Source organism: Pseudomonas sp. PvP027, from assembly GCF_017833005.1.
In the GTDB taxonomy this organism is placed as follows: Bacteria; Pseudomonadota; Gammaproteobacteria; order Pseudomonadales; family Pseudomonadaceae; genus Aquipseudomonas; species Aquipseudomonas congelans.
Window position 1 is genome coordinate 316,126 of the sequence record NZ_JAFIBK010000001.1, and the last position, 18,083, is coordinate 334,208.

At 58.7% G+C, this 18,083-nt stretch carries 8 protein-coding genes and 1 pseudogene (1 of these 9 running past the window's edge); 6 read left to right on the forward strand and 3 right to left on the reverse strand.

The window, feature by feature from the left end; genetic code table 11:
• From syrE to JOE33_RS01085, 4 genes are all read left to right on the forward strand, one after another.
• On the forward strand, window positions 1-8,846 hold the 3' portion of the coding sequence (syrE, locus tag JOE33_RS01070) for a syringomycin E biosynthesis non-ribosomal peptide synthetase SyrE (protein WP_209924020.1). It extends 19,525 nt beyond the left edge of the window; only the last 8,846 of its 28,371 coding nucleotides appear in the window; the start codon falls outside the window, past its left edge; the stop codon is at window positions 8,844-8,846.
• 224 nt (window positions 8,847-9,070) lie between these two features.
• On the forward strand, window positions 9,071-9,901 hold the full coding sequence (locus JOE33_RS01075) for a helix-turn-helix transcriptional regulator (protein WP_010437015.1): 831 nt from the start codon (window positions 9,071-9,073) through the stop codon (window positions 9,899-9,901).
• Window positions 9,898-11,316, forward strand: a complete 1,419-nt coding sequence (locus JOE33_RS01080) for an AdeC/AdeK/OprM family multidrug efflux complex outer membrane factor (protein ID WP_143482039.1) — start codon at window positions 9,898-9,900, stop codon at window positions 11,314-11,316. The genes JOE33_RS01075 and JOE33_RS01080 overlap by 4 nt, the downstream gene beginning before the upstream one ends.
• A 10-nt stretch (window positions 11,317-11,326) precedes the next feature.
• Window positions 11,327-11,533 carry a hypothetical protein gene (locus JOE33_RS01085; protein WP_010437018.1) on the forward strand — a complete coding sequence of 69 codons (207 nt, stop codon included), beginning with the start codon at window positions 11,327-11,329 and terminating at the stop codon, window positions 11,531-11,533.
• A 198-nt stretch (window positions 11,534-11,731) separates the two neighbouring features.
• On the opposite strand, the pseudogene JOE33_RS01090 reads toward JOE33_RS01085, so the two are convergent.
• The 3 genes and pseudogenes from JOE33_RS01090 to JOE33_RS01100 all read right to left on the reverse strand — a co-directional run.
• Window positions 11,732-12,278: pseudogene (locus tag JOE33_RS01090) on the reverse strand (helix-turn-helix domain-containing protein); the annotation flags it as partial.
• A gap of 99 nt (window positions 12,279-12,377) precedes the next feature.
• On the reverse strand, window positions 12,378-12,983 hold the full coding sequence (locus JOE33_RS01095; protein WP_187626020.1) for a LysE family transporter: 606 nt from the start codon (window positions 12,981-12,983) through the stop codon (window positions 12,378-12,380).
• Between the two features lie 254 nt (window positions 12,984-13,237).
• On the reverse strand, window positions 13,238-14,413 hold the full coding sequence (locus JOE33_RS01100; RefSeq protein WP_187626021.1) for an efflux RND transporter periplasmic adaptor subunit: 1,176 nt from the start codon (window positions 14,411-14,413) through the stop codon (window positions 13,238-13,240).
• Window positions 14,414-15,133: 720 nt separating this feature from the next.
• On the opposite strand from JOE33_RS01100, the gene JOE33_RS01105 reads away from it, so the two are divergent.
• Both JOE33_RS01105 and JOE33_RS01110 read left to right on the forward strand, forming a co-directional pair.
• Complete coding sequence (locus JOE33_RS01105) at window positions 15,134-15,940, forward strand: helix-turn-helix transcriptional regulator (protein WP_074594417.1); 807 nt, start codon at window positions 15,134-15,136, stop codon at window positions 15,938-15,940.
• Window positions 15,941-16,972: 1,032 nt separating this feature from the next.
• A complete protein-coding gene (locus tag JOE33_RS01110; RefSeq protein ID WP_010437032.1) occupies window positions 16,973-17,827 on the forward strand; it encodes a helix-turn-helix transcriptional regulator in 855 nt (284 codons plus the stop codon).
• Window positions 17,828-18,083: the final 256 nt, after the last annotated feature.

Here is an 18,083-nt window from a genome sequence, read left to right on the forward strand (position 1 = left end):
CGCTCGACCGTCTGGTTGCGCGTCACGAAAGCTTGCGCACCACGTTCGAGTTGCACGGCGAACAGCCGGTGCAGGTCATCGCTGCGGCAGACAGCGGTTTCGCCCTGGCAGAGCAGGACTTGCGCTCGCAGCCTTATGAACAGGCCAGCCTCAGCGCTTCACGCATCGCCGACAGCGAGGTCGCTGCACCGTTTGACTTGCGTCAGGGCCCGCTGATTCGGGGCCGTCTGCTGCGCCTGGCGGATGATGTACACATGCTGCTGATCACTCAGCACCACATCATCTCCGACGGCTGGTCGGTAGGCGTGCTGGTCAAGGAATTTACCGCCCTCTACCAGGCGTTCAGTCAGCATCAGCCGGACCCGCTGCCGGCCCTGTCAATCCAGTATGCCGACTACGCCGCCTGGCAACGCCGCACCTTTACCGGCGAGCGCCTTGCCGAGCAGGCCAACTTCTGGCGTGAGCACCTGGGTGGTGCACCGACGCTGCTGTCGCTGCCCACCGACCGGCCGCGTCCGGCGGTGCAAAGCTACCGCGGCGGCGCTGTGCCAGTGACGATCGATGCAGCGCTTCGTCAGCGTCTGGAGCGCTTCTGCCAGACCCACAACGTCACCCTGTTCATGGGCCTGCTCAGTGCATGGTCGGTGCTTATGGCACGTCTGGGCAACGAGCAGGATGTGGTGATAGGCGTGCCGAGCGCCAACCGTGGCCGCACCGAAACCGAGAACCTGATCGGTTTCTTCGTCAACACCTTGGCCCTGCGCGTCGATCTGGCGCAGAACCCGAGCGTGGCGCAACTGCTGGAACAGGTCCGCCAGACCACGCTGGCGGCCCATGAGCGTCAGGATATTCCGTTCGAGCAAGTGATCGAGGCACTGCAGCCGCCACGCTCGATGAGCCATAGCCCGCTGTGTCAGGTCGCCCTGTCGCTGGATAACACCAGCATCGGTGGCGAGTTGCAGCTGCCGGGCCTTAGCCTGCATCCCGTATTACAAGCCCATGAAACCGCACAGTTCGACCTGATGCTGACCCTGGGTAGCGAAAACGGCGCTCTCACCGGGGTCATCGAGTACGCCAGCGACCTCTTCGACCGCTCCACCGTCGAGCGTTTTGCCCAGCATTTCCATACCCTGCTCGAAGCGATGCTCGAGGATGTCGCGCAACCTGTGCTCGGCCTGCCGTTGCTCAGCGCGGCGCAGCGTCTGGCCTCGCCAGCTCTGCTGCAGCCCAAGGCGGTATTCGCATCGGGCCTGATGGTGCATCAGCGCTTCGAACAGTTTGCGGCCGCCCATCCGCAGGGCATCGCACTGGTCTTTGCCGGGCATGAGGTGAGTTACCGGGCGCTCAACCGCCGTGCCAACCGTCTGGCCCGTGAACTGCTCGCCCAAGGCGTGCGTCCCGATGACCGGGTAGCGATCCTCGCAGAACGGGGCACACAGATGATCTGCGCGGTGCTGGCGGTACTCAAGGCCGGTGCGGCCTACGTCCCCCTTGACCCGGCTTACCCTGCCGAGCGTCTCGGCTACCTGCTGACAGACAGCGCGCCTGTGGCGTTACTGGCACAGTCTGCCTGCCTCGACGTGCTGCCAGCGCACAGCGTGCCGTTGCTGACCCTCGGCACGGACAATGACGATGCTGATTTGGCCGATGAATCGCTGGACTGCAACCCTGAGCCTGACGCTCTGGGTCTGTCCCGCGAGCATTTGGCGTATGTCATTTACACTTCCGGGTCCACAGGCCTGCCCAAAGGTGTCCTGGTGGAGCACGGCAACGTGGCACGCCTGTTCGACGCCACCGCCGGGCAATTCAACTTTGGCCGTGAGGATGTCTGGACGCTGTTCCACTCCTTCGCCTTCGATTTCTCCGTATGGGAAATCTGGGGGGCGCTGTGTTACGGCGGCAAACTGGTCATCGTCCCGAGTGAGGTGACGCGTTCGCCGGATGACTTCTATGCGCTGGTCTGCGAGCAGCAGGTCACCGTTCTGAACCAGACGCCAAGCGCTTTCCGCCAGTTCATCCAGGCCCGCGAACGCAGCCCGCAAGAGCATGCGCTGCGTGAAGTGGTGTTCGGTGGTGAAGCTTTGGACTTCCGCAGCCTGCAGCCCTGGACCGCACGCACACCGCTGTCCCGGACCCGTCTGGTGAACATGTACGGGATCACGGAAATCACCGTGCATGCCACTTACTACCCGATCAGCCAGGCGGAAATCGACACGGCCATGCCAAGTCTGATCGGCCCGGCGCTTGATGACCTATGCCTGCGCATTCTCGACGACTACCAGCAACCGGTACCGGTGGGCGTCAATGGCGAGATTTATATCGGCGGTGCCGGGGTCGCCCGGCACTACCTGAACCGCACGGAACTGAATGCCGAACGTTTTATTGCCGACCCTTATGCCGTGCACAGCGGCGCACGCCTCTATCGCACCGGCGACGTTGCGCACTACCGTAGCGACGGTGGCGTGGTCTACGTCGGCCGCAATGACTCGCAAATCAAGATTCGCGGCTTTCGTATCGAGCTGGGTGAGATCGAGGCGCAATTGCTCGCCTGCTCGGAGGTCCGTGAAGCGATGGTCATCGTGCGTGAGGATCGCCCCGGCGACAAACGCCTGGTCGCCTACCTGATTGCCGAGAGCGGCACTGCGCCCGAGTCAGCGCTTCTGCGCAGCCAACTGGCCAGCGTACTGGCTGAACACATGCTGCCAAGCGCCTTTGTGTCCCTTGAGGCCTGGCCGTTGACCACTAACGGCAAGCTGGACCGTGCGGCCCTGCCTGCGCCGGACCAGTTCGCTACAGTGAGTCGCGAATACGAAGCGCCGCTAGGCAGCCTCGAAATAACCCTGGCCGCTGCCTGGCAGGAATTGCTTGGAGTGGAACGTGTCGGTCGCCAGGATCACTTCTTCGAACTTGGCGGTCACTCCTTCCTCGTCATCAGCCTGATAGAGCGCTTGCGTCAGATCGGCTTGCTGCTGGATGTGGGCACGGTGTTCTCGGCGCCGACCCTGCAAGCCATGGCCGCGGTCCTGGCGGGCGGCACTACGGCGGAACGGGTCGCCCCGGCGAACCTGATTCCCGTCGATTGCACGGTGTTGACCCCGGACATGCTGCCGTTGGTGAAACTGACCCAGCAGGAACTGGAGCATATCGTTGCCGATGTGCCAGGCGGCGTCGCCAATGTTCAGGACATCTACCCACTGTCGTCGTTGCAGGAAGGCATCCTGTTTCACCATCTGTTGCAATCAGAAGGCGACGCCTACCTGATGCGCACCATAGCGACCTTCGACAGCCGTGCCTTGCTCGACAAATTCCTCGGCGCGCTGCAAGTGGTGATCAACCGCCACGACATCATGCGCAGCGCCCTGCGCTGGCAAGGTCTGTCGCAACCGGTGCAGGTGGTCCATCGTCACGCACAGCTGCCAGTCATTCAGCTCGACACCGCACCCGGTGAAGACGCCTTGCAGATGCTGCGCGAACGCACCGATACCTACCATATGCGCCTGGACCTGCAACAGGCACCGCTGATCGCCGCGTATATCACTTACGATACCCGGCAGGAAAAGTGGCTGATGGCGTTGCTGGACCATCACCTTATCAGCGACAACGTCACCCTGCGCCTGATCATGGGCGAGATCCAGGCAGTGATGGACGGACGCGCCGATGCCCTGCCGCCATCCCAGCCTTACCGCAACTTCATCGCCCGGGCCGCGTGTGTTTCCCAGGCCGAACATGAAGCCTACTTCCGTCAACTGCTGGGGGATGTCGATACCACCACTGCGCCCTACGGCGTGCTCGATGTGCGTGGCGGCGACGCGGCAATCCTGCGTTCGGTGCAGGATCTGAGCGACGATCTCAGCGCGCGGATCCACAGCAGCGCGCGGGCCCAGGGCGTGCCAACCTCGGTGCTGTTCCACGCGGCATGGGGTTTGGTGGTAGCGGCCACCAGCGGCCGCGACGACGGGATTTTCGGTACCGTGCTTTCGGGACGTTCCCAAGGCACCTCCGGCGCCAACCATGCGCTGGGGATGTTTATCAATACCTTGCCGATGCGTATTCGCCTGCAACAAAACAGCGTGCGCGATATCGTTCAGGACGCCTACCAACAGCTCAGCGGCCTGCTGACCCACGAGCAGGCGCCTCTGGCCCTGGCGCAGCGCTGCAGTGCAGTGGATGCATCGCTGCCGATGTTCACAGTGATCCTCAACTGCCGTCACGGTGATCTGGTGAACACGGCCGGGGAAAACATCGAGGACATGAGCGAGGAGCAGGAAGGTGTTCGTTTCCTGGGCTCCGAAACCCGTACCAACTACCCGATCGAAATTGCCGTAGCCAATGAGGCCAGTGGCTTTTCGCTGACCGCGCAGTCTATCGATGGCATCGACCCGCACCGGATTGCCGCATACCTCGGGCAGGCGGTTGCCGAGCTGGTCAACGCCCTTGAGCAGGATCCGCAGCGCCTGGCAAGCAGCCTGGAAGTGATCCCGCAGGCCGAGCGGCAACTGCTGCTCAACGACTTCAACGACACCGCCCGTGAATTCGCTCCGGCAGTGCCGATTCATGCCTTGTTCGAACACCAGGTCCGCTGCAATCCCGAGGCTGTGGCGCTGGTCTACGAAGACCGTCAACTGAGCTATCGCCAGCTCAATCGCCGCGCGAACCACGTGGCCCGGCAACTGCTGCACCTCGGTGTGCAGCCGGACGAGCGCGTGGCCATCTGCGCCGAACGCAGTCTGGACATGATTGTCGGCCTGCTGGGCGTGCTCAAGTCCGGTGCCGCCTACGTGCCGATCGACCCTGACCACCCGACTGACCGCATGGCCTTCATGCTGCAGGACAGCCAGCCGCGTGCGCTGCTGACCCAGAGCGCACTCAGTCTGCCGGTCGGCGACATACCGCTGATGCTGCTGGACAGCGCTGAATCGCTGCTGGCGGCGGATGATCAGGCGTTCGACGCCAATCCGGTGGTAGACGGCCTGACGGCGGAAAATCTGGCTTACGTAATCTACACCTCAGGCTCCACTGGCCAGTCGAAAGGTGTGATGGTCGAGCACCGTTCGGTGTTCAACTTCTGGAACGTGCTGACCCGCACGACCCATCAGCATTGCCCGACACCGGCCACCGTGGCGCTGAATGCCGGTTTCTTCTTCGACATGTCGATCAAAGGCATCTCGCAATTGTTCTCTGGCCACAAGCTGGTGATCATTCCGCAACTGCTGCGTGCCAACGGCAGCGAACTGCTGGACTTCCTGGAAGCTCATCAGGTTCATGCCTTCGACTCCACGCCGTCGCAGCTCGACACCCTGCTCTCGGCCGGCCTGCTGGAACGCAGCAGCTATCAGCCGGTCAGCGTGCTGCTGGGCGGTGAGGCGATCAACGCCAGCACCTGGGACAAGCTGCGTAACTGCCCGACCATCCGCTTCTACAACATGTATGGTCCGACCGAGTGCACAGTGGACGCGACCATCGATCTGATCCGCGATCTGGGTGAAAAACCAAGCATCGGCCGACCCATCGCCAACGTTCAGGTGCATGTTCTGGATGCGCGTGGCGAGCCGGCACCTCTGGGCGTCGTCGGTGAAATTCACATTGGCGGTCGTGGTGTGGCCCGTGGTTACCTCAACCGTGACGAGCTGAGTGCCGAACGTTTCATCGTCGACCGGTTCTCCGATGTCGCCAATGCGCGTCTTTACAAAACCGGCGACCTGGGTCGCTGGCTGGCAGACGGCACGCTGGAATACATGGGCCGCAACGACTTCCAGGTGAAGGTGCGTGGTTTCCGCATCGAGCTGGGTGAAATCGAAAACGTTCTGCTGGCCATACCCGGTATCCGCGAGGCGGTAGTGATTGCCCGCAACGATAGCCAGGGCGACTCGGAGAGCCAGCGCCTGGTCGCTTATGTCTGTGGCCAATTGGTGGCAGCCGAACACTTGCGCAGCGAATTGCTCAAGCATCTGCCGGAGTACATGGTGCCCAGCGCTTTCGTCCAGCTGGACACCCTGCCGCTGACCGCCAACGGCAAACTCGACCGCCGTGCGCTGCCCGCCCCCGGTCAGGATGCGTTGGCCAGCAAGGCTTACGAGGCGCCGCAAGGCGAAACCGAAGAGGCCATCGCCGAGATATGGAAAGCCTTGCTGCATCTGGATCAGGTGGGCCGCAACGACGGGTTCCTTGAACTGGGGGGGCATTCGTTGCTCGCTGTGCAGCTGCTGTCGCGACTGCGGCGCAAGCTCGGTACACGAATCACCTTGCGTGAACTGTTCGACGCCCCGACCGTGCGTGGCCTGGCTTCGCTGGTCAACGCCGCTGCGCCAGGTGAAGCACAGTCGATTCCGAGGGCCAATCGCTCGGGTCGCCTGCCTCTGTCCTTTTCCCAGCAGCGCCTGTGGTTCCTCGACCATCTGGATCACGCCGCGGGTGCGGCCTATCACCTGCCGATGGCGTTGCGCCTGACAGGGTCACTTGACACGGCTGCCCTGGAGGCAACGCTGGATCGCCTGGTGGCCCGCCACGAAACCCTGCGCACGCGTTTTGAACTGGTGGACGGTGAACCGGTGCAGAAGATCGCCCCGGCGGATAGCCGCTTTCCGCTGTTGAAACAGGATCTGCGTGACCTTTCCAGTGACGAGCGCACTTCAACCCTGGCCCGTCTGGGTCAGGAAAATGCCACGCAACTGTTCGATCTGACCAAGGGCCCGATGCTGCGCGGGCATTTGCTGCAGGTTGCGGATGCCGAGCATGTGCTGTTGATCACGCTGCATCACATCGTCTCCGACGGCTGGTCCAACAGTGTTCTTGCTCAGGAAGTGAGCGTGCTTTACGCCGCCTTCAGTCAAGGTCAAAAAGATCCGCTGCCCGCGCTGCCACTGCAATACGTGGACTACGCCGCCTGGCAGCGGCAATCCCTCGACGGCCCCGCGCTGCAGGCCCAGATCGATTTCTGGCGCAAGCATCTGGAAGGTGCGCCAAGCGTGTTGAATCTGCCACTGGACCGTCCGCGTCCAGCCATCCAGAGCTATACCGGCGGGATGGTCGAGCATGTGTTCTCGCCGGCATTGAGTGCCGACTTGCGTGCCTTCAGCCAGGCTCAGGGCAGCACGCCGTTCATGGTTCTGCTGGCAGGATGGTCGATGCTCATGAGCCACTTGAGCGGGCAGACCGATGTGGTGGTCGGTACGCCCGTTGCCAACCGCCAGCATCCCGAGCTTGAGCCGATGATCGGCTTCTTTGCCAATACGCTGGCATTGCGTGTGCCGACCGAGCGAGAGACGCGTGTGAACGACATGCTCGACCGGATCAAAGACCTCACGCTGGCTGCCTACAATCACCAGGACTTGCCGTTCGAGCAAGTGGTGAGTGCCTTGCAGCCAACCCGCAGCATGAGCCACAGCCCGTTGTTCCAGGTGATGCTGAGCCTGGATAACACGCCGCCTTCGCTGCTGCAATTGCCCGACCTGGAAGTCGAGTTGCTGGACAGCGAGCATCACACCACGCAGTTCGATCTGTCGTTGTCACTGGTGGACTCCAGCGAAAGCCTGAGCGGCGGCCTGCAATACTCCAGCGACCTGTTCGACAAAACCACCGCACAGGCCATCATGCAGCTGTTTGCCAGGGTTCTGGAAAATATGGTGCGCGACGCTCGGCAGTCGATCGGCCAGGTGCTGGACAACACGCCAGTGCTGCCGCATTCGACGCATACCGCGGCTATCGCCGCGACGGTCGAGGAAGAACAGCCTGAAGCCCTGCCTTACGAAGCGCCCGAAGGTGACACCGAGATCGCCCTCGCCAACCTCTGGAAAGAGTTGCTCAAGCTGGACAAGGTCAGTCGCCATGACGACTTCTTCAAGCTGGGCGGTATTTCCCTGATGGCGGTGCAAATGGCCTCGCGCTTGCGCAAGGTGCTCGGCAAACCGATCGCGGTCCGCGATCTGTTCATCGAGCCGACCATTGCCGGTTTTGCCAGAACCCTGGACGGCCAGGCACGCCCCGGCCAGCACAGCAACCTGGTGCCGGTCCGTCGCACAGGCTCGAAAAGACCGCTGTTTCTGGTCCACCCGCTGGGCGGCGAAGTGCAGTACGTTCGCGATCTGGCTGCGGCGATCGACCCGCAGGTTCCGCTCTATGGCTTGGCCGCCAGTGGCCTGGCGGCTGGAGAAACGCCGCTGTTTGAGGTGCCGGCCATGGCTGCGCGTTACCTGGCGGCGATTCGCCAGGTGCAACCGAAAGGACCTTACCGGATCGGCGGCTGGTCTGCGGGTGGGCTTATCGCTTATGAAATGGCCCGCCAGCTGCAGTCCAGCGGTGAACAGCTGGAGTTCCTCGGCATTATCGACACCTCCGCGCGTCTGGATCAGCAAGCGCCGGAGACACTGAGCGAAGGTCAATTCCTGATGGACTGGCTACCCGAGCAGATAGACCCCGAGGTATTCCGGCAGCTCACCGAGCTGGCCGGCTCGGATGACATCGCTGAAATGCTGGCACTGTGCATGGCGCACCAGCTGCTCCCGGAGGAACTGCCGCAGGACGTCGATGCCACCTTGTTACGCAGCCATCTTGCAGTCGCCCATGCGACCCATGTCGCGATCGGTGCCTATGTCACCCCGCCTGCTCCGCTTACGGTGACGCTGTTTACCGCCAGCGCCGAGGAGCGCGACGATCCGCTGCTGGGCTGGACGGCCCTGCTTGACTCTCCGGTGAGCGTTACCGAGCTTCCCGGCACCCACGAAACGCTGGTCAGGGCACCTCATGTCAGTGCGCTGGGCCAGGCAATCTCCCGGGCACTGAACAAGGAGCACGCCCACGAGACCCGCAGAGAAGAGGTTTCACGTTCGATAACAGCACCAGCTGAGTAGTAACCGCCAGGTTGCGCAGGATGTCCCGGTATCCCGTGACAGACTTTTCCTGCGCAACTCAGCTTAATTGGAGCCTAGAGCTGAATCGTTTTTTGTGAAGACGCTTACGCGTGATACCGGATTCGAGTGATGTTGCAGTGCGAAAGCGCTGAGCATCCGCAAGACGGAATTCACAGTCTGGGCGACAGAATTGCACGCAGCTTCTGTTCTGCAGGAATAGACATATGAACCGACAAGCGAACGCCAAAGATGAAGTGAAACCGCACATTTATCTGGAACTCGGAAAGCTGGTGTCCAGCGTCGGGGATGACATGTTCCTGAATAATATGCACCAGTTCATCAACACATCGCTGGCTGTCAGCCGAATCGAGCTGAGCGAGTGGACCGTTGACGACAATCAAACGGTGGTGACCGACGTGCGGTTGCTGGGCTATGCAGGCACTGAGTTGAATCCGCAGATGCAAACAGTGTGTCCGACCCGTGCCAGGCACCACAACGACCACCCACTGGTCAGGCGGGTGCTGGAGGTGGAAGACGGCCTGCTGATTCACCTGAACGCACGGATGAAAAACCAGAAGGGCAATGACGTTCTCGGGACTTCCCACCAGTGCAGCATGATTTCGCGCAAGGCCAATCGCCGTTGTGTGATCTCACTGCACCGCCCGCAAGCCGACAAGGATTACTCGCTGCAAGAACTGTCTTTTTTGAAGTACCTCTCGGAGACCCTGTTGCCGTTGTCGGAACGGCATGCCCGCATGCATCGCCAGTCCGGTAGGAAAAGCGCTGGCGGCACGCTGCCGCATGGTTCGGTTCCCATTGAGCACAAGTACCTGCAACGCGAGTTCAACGAACGCTTGCGTGCCTGCGACGTCTCGCTCTCGGCACGGGAAAAGGAGGCCTGTCTGGAATTTCTCGCGGGCGGCACAGTCCCTGAGATCGCAGAAAAACTCTGCGTCAAAAGCAGCTCCATCGAAACCTACCTCAAACGTTCCGCCGCCAAGCTGGGCATCAGCGGTCGACATGGACTGGCCAAATGGATGATAGGCGCAGAATGAACAGATCCATTGGCCCCTGGCTGTTTGCTGCACTGTCCTTGAGCGGCTGCTCATTGATTCCGGACTATCAGCGCCCGGCAGCCCCGGTCGCCGCACACTACCCACAATCTTCAGCCTATGCGCCAGCACTGCCTGGTCCGCTGGCGGCGGACATGGGCTGGCGTGACCTGTTCCGCGACCCGACACTGCAACAGCTTATCGAAAGCGCCCTGCTCAACAATCGTGACCTGCGCGTGGCAGCGCTTAACGTCGAGGCCTATCAAGCGCAATACCGCATTCAGCGTGCCGATCTGTTTCCCGCGATCAGCGCCACGGGCAGCGGTACCCGGCAGCGCCAGCCCGCCAGTATCACGCAGACCGGCGGTCCGGTGACCAGCGGTACTTATTCGGCGACGCTGGGTATCAGCTCCTACGAGCTGGATTTGTTCGGACGCATACGCAGCCTCAGCGATCAGGCCTCGCTCACCTATTTGTCCAGCGAAGAAGCCCGGCGCAGCACCCAACTCAGCCTGGTAGCGAGTGTCGCCACCGCCTACCTGACCTGGCGTGCCGACCAAGAGCTACTGGCGTTGACCCAGGACACACTGATGTCCTATGAAAAAAGCCTGAAGCTGACCACTCGCAGCCAGCAACTCGGCGCTTCTTCGTCACTGGACCTGGCCCAGTCGCGCACATCGGTGGAGAGCGCACGGGCAAGTCTGGCGACGTTTCAGCGCCAGGTCGCACAGGACCTCAATAATCTGACTTCACTGGTGGGCACGACGGTCTCTGACAGCGCGCCCGATCGCCCGTTGTCTTCGGACTGGCTCGCCGAAGTGCCGGCGGGACTGCCTTCTGACCTGCTGCAACGACGCCCGGACATTCTTGAAGCCGAATACCAGTTGCAGTCGGCCAACGCCAGCATCGGTGCTGCGCGAGCGGCATTTTTCCCGAGCATTACCCTGACGGCCAACGCCGGTACATCCAGCACCGAGCTGTCCGGCCTGTTTAAAGGTGGCTCGGGAGGCTGGGTGTTTTCACCGCAGATCAATATCCCGATTTTCAACGCCGGAAGCCTGCGGGCGAGCCTTGATTATTCGAAGATCCAGAAAGATATAAGCGTTTCAAAGTACGAAAAATCGATACAGACCGCCTTTCAGGAGGTATCCGATGGTCTGGCTGCGCGTCAGACCTACAAGCGTCAGTTGAAGGCGCAGAGCGATCTTGTACAGGCAAACCAGGAGTATTACCGCCTTGCCGAACGCCGCTACCGCATTGGCGTCGACAGCAGCCTGACATTCCTCGATGCGCAACGCTCTTTATTCAGCGCTCAACAAACCCTGATCACCGACCGACTGTCGCAGCTGACCGCCGAAGTCAATCTCTACAAGGCGCTAGGCGGCGGCTGGACGGAGCGTACATCAAAACCCTTGTGAGGAACTGAAGATGGGCACATTCGAATCTGGAGCACATGTACGCCTTCGCTCGGGCGGCAAAATCATGGTGGTCAAGCATGAACCCGCGATCATCCCTCTCCCGGACACTCTGCTGGTGATGTGCGAGTACCGGTCAAAGAATCGCCTGGTGCAGGGCTTTTATTCGCCGCGTGATCTGATCCGTGCGCGCCGCGAGCCAATGCCCAATCATGGCTGAGAGCAACCCGGCTTAGCGGGTCGCGTCGCATCAGGAACCACTTGCGCGTCGGTATTCAGTTAAGGGATTGCAGCCATGGCTGATACGGGCACTCAATGGCGCTGAGCATGCGACCCGGAGGCAATCCAGTGCAGTAAACGACATTGAGATAGGGGCTTGATCAGTTGCTCCTGCGCAATAACGCTCTGGCTGTGCAAGCTGCAGAGTCCGCCCCCGGCTTGGCTGGCCACAACAGAACATCAACGCCTTATCCGGGCGTTTCGGATATGCCCTCGCCACCCTTGCTGCATTTCTCTTCGACGTCCGAATCGCTGCGCAGTTTTGCTACGTTTGCCAGGTGTGGCCTTATGTTGTTGGCGGCCCATATGCGCTGGACGCTGGCCGGCGATATACCGACGAATTTCGCCATGCTTCGACAGCTCCAGCGAGCTTGGCCGATACACGGCTGAGTGACTTGATCGAGGGTTTTTTTCAACGCTTCGGCTGGCAGGGATGACTTGCGGCCTCTTCCAGGCAGATCCACCAGGCCTTGCAGACGCAGCTCGCGAAAACGCTTGCACCAGCGGGTGACCGAAACCACCGATAGCCCGGTCAACCTGGCAGTCTCGTTACGAGAATGCCCTTTTGCAGCGAGCAGAATCACCTGCGCCCGTCGGGCTTCTCTGGGACTTGTCGTGACTGATTTCAGGCGCTGGTTCAACTCGATTTCTTCTTCCTCACTGAGCACGATGTCACGATAGCTCACGTGAAGATTCCAATATTTATTAACCGCATAAGCACAATCAACGTCAGGTACATATTAAAGACAGGGTGTATGAGCGGGCCACTGCCAGGGTCTGTGGGGTCAGGCGAAGATCGCTGTTGCGGCCACGTTATACAACGTCATCACCGCGAACAGTCCGATGACCACTGAAACAAACCGGTTGATTCGATTGCCCGATATTCTCGAGGGTAGTTTTCGGCCGAAAAACGCCCCCAGCGCAGTCCACGCCACTCCGACAGGAATAACGACCAGCGAAAAAATGGCCATGAACGACAAATAACTATCCAGGTGTAAAAACGTTCCGGAGGGGGCTATTAGCGTAGCGAAGAACAGTCCTTTAGGATTATTGAGTGTCGCGAAAAACAACGCCGGGATCGAAATCGGAGAGGGCTTTCCATCGGGCTCCTGATGAATCGAAAACCACAGTTTCAGGGAGATGTAGAACAGAAACAGCACGGCCAGCACCTTGATCGTAATCACCACCCAACCGTAGTGTTCGATCAATGCATCGATGGACATACCCCACGCAGTAATCTGAATCAGATAAGCCGCCCATTCAGCAGCGACCAGCTTCAGCGAATATATGCCCAGCCCACGACTGATCCCGGACTGCAGCAGCAGTGAATTGGTCGGCCCTGGCACCAGCAGCACGGTGAGCATTGCAATTGCAACGTAATACATGGCCATGCCCTCTACTCCCAAACAGATGTGTTTTCCAATTTGCCTGGTTTTCAAATATGAAAACGACTGGCGCATGGGCAAACGCTTATACCTTCAGGAATGCCCTGAAGCTGGCATCGATTGTTAATCTACTGTTGACCTTGTTTCTGAACGTACGCCCACTTCATTCATCAGTCGCTTGCAACGTGCCCGTTAGCGATCTGACATCCGCTTACAACGGCCCTTGATGTCTTATTGTCCAGCACCTTTTAGCCATACCCTCAGACACCTTCCACACCGCCCCGCTCTCCGATGACAACCCTGTCGCCGGCTTTGAGCCCGGAAAGGACTTCGACCCTGACCTGATTATTGATACCCGGCCCTACGTAAGCTGTCCTGACCACGTTGCCTTCACCCAGAACTCTTACGCTGTAAGTACCGTCCTCCCGCCGATCACCAAGCGCGTCCACGGGAATCGTCAACACGCCCTCCTTCGCCTCAAGCACAATTCTGACGTCAGCGGTCATGTTGATATAGAAGCGATTCTCAAGGTTGGGCACATCGAAAAGAGCGTTGTAGAAGACAGCTTTGCTGTTTTCGCCTGTTGCGCCGGACTGGCTTGCAGCAGCCAGGGGGCCCGGCTCGATCGCCTTGAGGGTGGCGTTATAGCGCGTGTCAGGATCGCCCGGGACGCTGAAGTAAACCGCAAGACCGGGTTTGATCTTGAGCACATCGGCTTCGGAAACCTGCGCCTTCACGGTCATGGTGTCGAGTTGCGCCATCTTCAGAATGACCGGTGCCGTTTGGTCTGCGATGACGGTCTGGCCTTCCTGAGTGACAATGGCGAGCACCTGGCCATCCATTGGCGCGAAGATGCGTGTGTAGTCGAGTTTGATGCGTGCGGCTTCTTCCTTCACGTGGGCCGTGTGTAATTGTGCGGTGAGCGAAGCCAGGTTGGCGCGTTGGGACTCCAGCTCGAATCGGGCCTTGTCCTGATCCGCTTTGGAAACCGCTGTCGTGGAGCCCAGTGCCTGGTATCTGCGATCATTCGACTCGGCCAGTTTCAATTTATGCAGCGTCGCGTCCCGCTCGGCCGTGAGCTGTTCGATCCTGACAACGGCCTGCCGCAGAGCATTTCTGGCGGGCAATGGATCGATCTCTGCTAACAGCTGGTTTCTTTTGACCTTGTCACCTGGCTTGACTTTCAGGGACTGCAATTGCCCTGAAACCTGGGCCCCTACGTCCACCTGATTACGACCCTGGAGCACGCCTTGTGCCGTGACGGCGTATTCAATGTCCGCAACTTCCGCTGCAGCGGAGAGAAAAACAGTCTCCTCTTCCCCACTGGCGCCCCTGTAGAAGGCATAGGCAGCCAGCGAGACCATTAGATCGATCAAGACGATCCTCACAAGGACTTTGCGGAAATTCAATTTCCGGAAAAAGCCGACAATGCTCACTGTATTCCCCGCTCAATGGGCGTCACTGATCTCGGATGAATCAACTGCTCGATACTGGAATAAAGGGCGTACATGAGAATCTCTGTTTCGCCACTACAACTGCACTGCGAGGGAGGCGTTCATCCTGCAGCCATGCACTAATGGAAACATCAGGGCCGGTGTGCGTCTGTCCCCGCATTCCGGGACATTTTCGCGGAGACGTTGTCGAGTGCTGTATACGGGGTTCCGGGTATGGCACTGCGGAAGGGGCCGACCACTCGCCGTGCCTGAAACGCAAAAGCGAAATATTTTTTGAGCACACTGCAATGACGCCGGTGGCAATGCATTCGACGCTGTAAAGAACCTTATTTTAGAGGCAACTGGCTCGCGAGATTTTTCGTTATAAAGTCACACCTAGCTAGTTACAGCATGGCCATTTTCCGAAGAAAGCGGCCACTAAAAAAGATCCTTTATTCTGAGACATGGCACGGAATACCCCTCATGGTGTTCCCGGAAGCTATCAAACACTGTTGGACGTGATGAACTGACGTGTAGCGAGACGTTTGTCCCCCTTTTCCCCGACAGACTGGGAATAGCCCCAATGTGTACATTCCTTAATACGCTAGTAATATTGTCCTACAATCTGACATTATTCTCATTGCTAGCCATTGAGAGGGCTGCCCTGTATGCGAGGTTGCTTTTGGTTCGTCTGGAGACTAACGCCATGGGGGCGAATGTGTAATGGAAGCCAATCTACAAATGTCGGGAAATCAGTCGGCCTATTTTCTGGAGCTGGGAAAGTTAATCGCAAGCGTGGGTGATGCAGGATTCGCTTCGAACATGTACCAGATCATAGCCGCCACTGTCCCCATCGACTTCCTCGACCTGAGTGAATGGACGATCGACGAGAACGAAGGAAGCGTTATCAGCATCCAGCCCTTGGGGCGAGAAAACGCAGATCAGAAACCGATGAGTCTGACGGTCTCGCAGAACCAGGAGACGCTGCTCGCGCGAATGCTCAATGTGGACGACTTTCTGCTCGTTCATCTGAAACCACTCTGCAGTATTGGACAGGCGAGTTCTGGTCCGTCAGGTACGTATCACTGCAATCTCGTGTCGCGCAAGTCGAACAGGCGCTGTGTCATTTCCTTGCACCGCGATCATCACCAGCGTGATTTTTCCCTTCACGAATTATCCTTTTTGAAGAATTTCTCAGAGGCCCTGCTGCCCCTGCTGGAGCGACATGCCCAGACAACCCGCACCTTATGCTCTGCGCATGCTGACAACGAGGCCGTTACACAGGGCGGCCAGCAGCTTCAACGTGAATTCAACGAAAAGCTGAGCCAATCGGAGGTCCGGTTGTCATCGCGGGAAAAAGAAATATGCCTTGGCATATTGGCTGGCGCTACGGTTCCAGAACTGGCCGACAAGCTGCACGTCAAGAACAGCTCCATCGAGACCTACCTCAAGCGCGCCGGAGCAAAGCTTGGCGTGAGGGGGCGACACGGCTTGGTCAAGTGGATGACAGGCGTCTCTCAAACAGCCTGAGCCCATACCGCGCCGCTGCGCGTTGTTATCCGTTCGATCATCTCACCGGGCGGACGGCAGGCGTCAATCTGCACCAGGTGCTCGGCGATGCTGCCCGTGCTGCACCGTCAGCCAACCGGCCATCCATCGGCTAAACCGAGTGAGTCTGTGGTTGTGCAGCGAATAGAATTATAAGATACCTGTAGAGAAGCCATCAGAAAATAGATTAAAAACAAGCGGTCCTGGATGACGGGTGTTGTTATGCACACTTACTGTGTACTAACGTGCCAGCGAGTACTTATTCACTTGCTATCCAGCCCGATAACCAGTAAGACACAACCGACCGGAGCCTCCTGCGTTTCTCGGCTGCGCAGCATATCCAGTGATACTGCCTGGAACGACAACCCGGCGTTATAGGCCTTGTCATGTGAGCGCGCTCTTTGATTAAACTTTTTTCATTGCAATTCAGGCGTGAAAGATGAACTATATGGTTAGTATTCGGTCTTAACGGTCAGCTGGACTTTGTTCAAGTTCCTCGTGATCCATATGATCACCTTAATATAAACAAAGCGGTGCTGCACGACCCGTATCGCCACGCCCCGTGCGCGTACGTTGACAACATGGATAGGGATAGGAGTTGATCGTCATGCCAACGTTACTGGATGCTTTTACACGCCCGCTGCACACGGTGCGGCGACTGTCATCAGTCCATTCTCCAGTTATCCAGAGTGATTCGTATTTCCCCGCTCCGCCCACGGTACATAAGACTCAATAAAAATCGATAAAAAAGTTACCACTGTTAAAGAGTGCATTGCTGATGGTTAGCGTTCTCGCGGCTCGTAACATGATTGACTTTTTATTATTGCAAGCTTCCGGGCGCCGTTACCGCTTAACTTTCAGCCAACTGTTCAGTCCCCCTGAATGTTGTATGACGGTCTACATATAACCTGTTTGACCGCAGGATTCGAAGCACTACGAAACAGTTACTTATTCATATGCTGAATCAAGGCTGCGCCTTGGCGTGTCTCTTTATAAACGGAAAAAGGAACCCCGATGAACATGCAACAGCTTTTCCCGCATCTCGGCAAAGTGATCTCCGGTATCGGAAGTCGTCAGTTCGCCCGCTTGCTCCACGAGATGATTACCGCCTCGCTGCCCGTGGACGCTACCCATGTCATTCAGGGGCTCGGTCGATCTACAAGTGAAGTTGCCGGCCCTCATGCTGTTGGTGCATTTGGTGGAAACCTGCACCAAGTGCTCAACCCGGGTATCGATAGCAGACGCCTTGAGCCCGTTATGTTGAGCCCGACAGAGCTGGCAGATACACGTGTCGACAGATCCATCAGGTTTGAGTCCCCCGCGTACAACGCGCAGGAGAAGACAGGTGATCTGCACCCTCATGCATCTCTTCCACAGGTACACCTCGCCTACCCGGGCAAAGGGCAATATGTACTGTCGGTTTATCGATCACCCTCTGCCAAGGCATTCACCAGTCAGGAGCGCGCCCGGCTCAAGGATCTGTCCTGGGTGGTACTGCCCATCGTAAAGCAGCACATCGCGACCGTGACGCCTACTCTTGTTTCGACAAACCCTTCTCTTGTCGCAAAAAGCCTGAAAAACAAAGATGCCATGGAGGGCCTGCGCCAGCGTTTCCTTGGTCGCCTCGAGGCATCGGCGCTGAGCTTGTCTTCGCGCGAAACCGAAGTGTGCGTCGGGCTACTGGCCGGTCTCACGGTGCCTCAGCTGGCGGAAAGGCTTGATCTGAAAGTCAGCACGGTGGAAAGCTACTTCAAGCGTGCGGCGGTAAAAATGGGCATTGCCGGTCGCAGTGCGTTACTTCGTTGGCTGCATGCCGAGCAGCGCGTTCAGCATCCCATCCCGGTAGAGATGTTCCAGGCGGCTGTCTGAGCAGAGGGTCGTTTTATTGTTGTTACACGTTCAGGGATTTTCTCACCATGCAGCGGTACGGTCTGTAGATCGGTTGATAGCCGTCTCGACCGCGACCGCCGCGCCATCCGGGGCAGGCCGTAGATCATCAGCGCATAGGTTGAAAGATCAAATCCTGGGGTAACTGACTATTCTGTTCAGACATGTGCGCATCGCCCCCTTTCTTGCGCCCATAAAAAAACCCGCCGAAGCGGGTCGTTTTTCTATCAATACCATT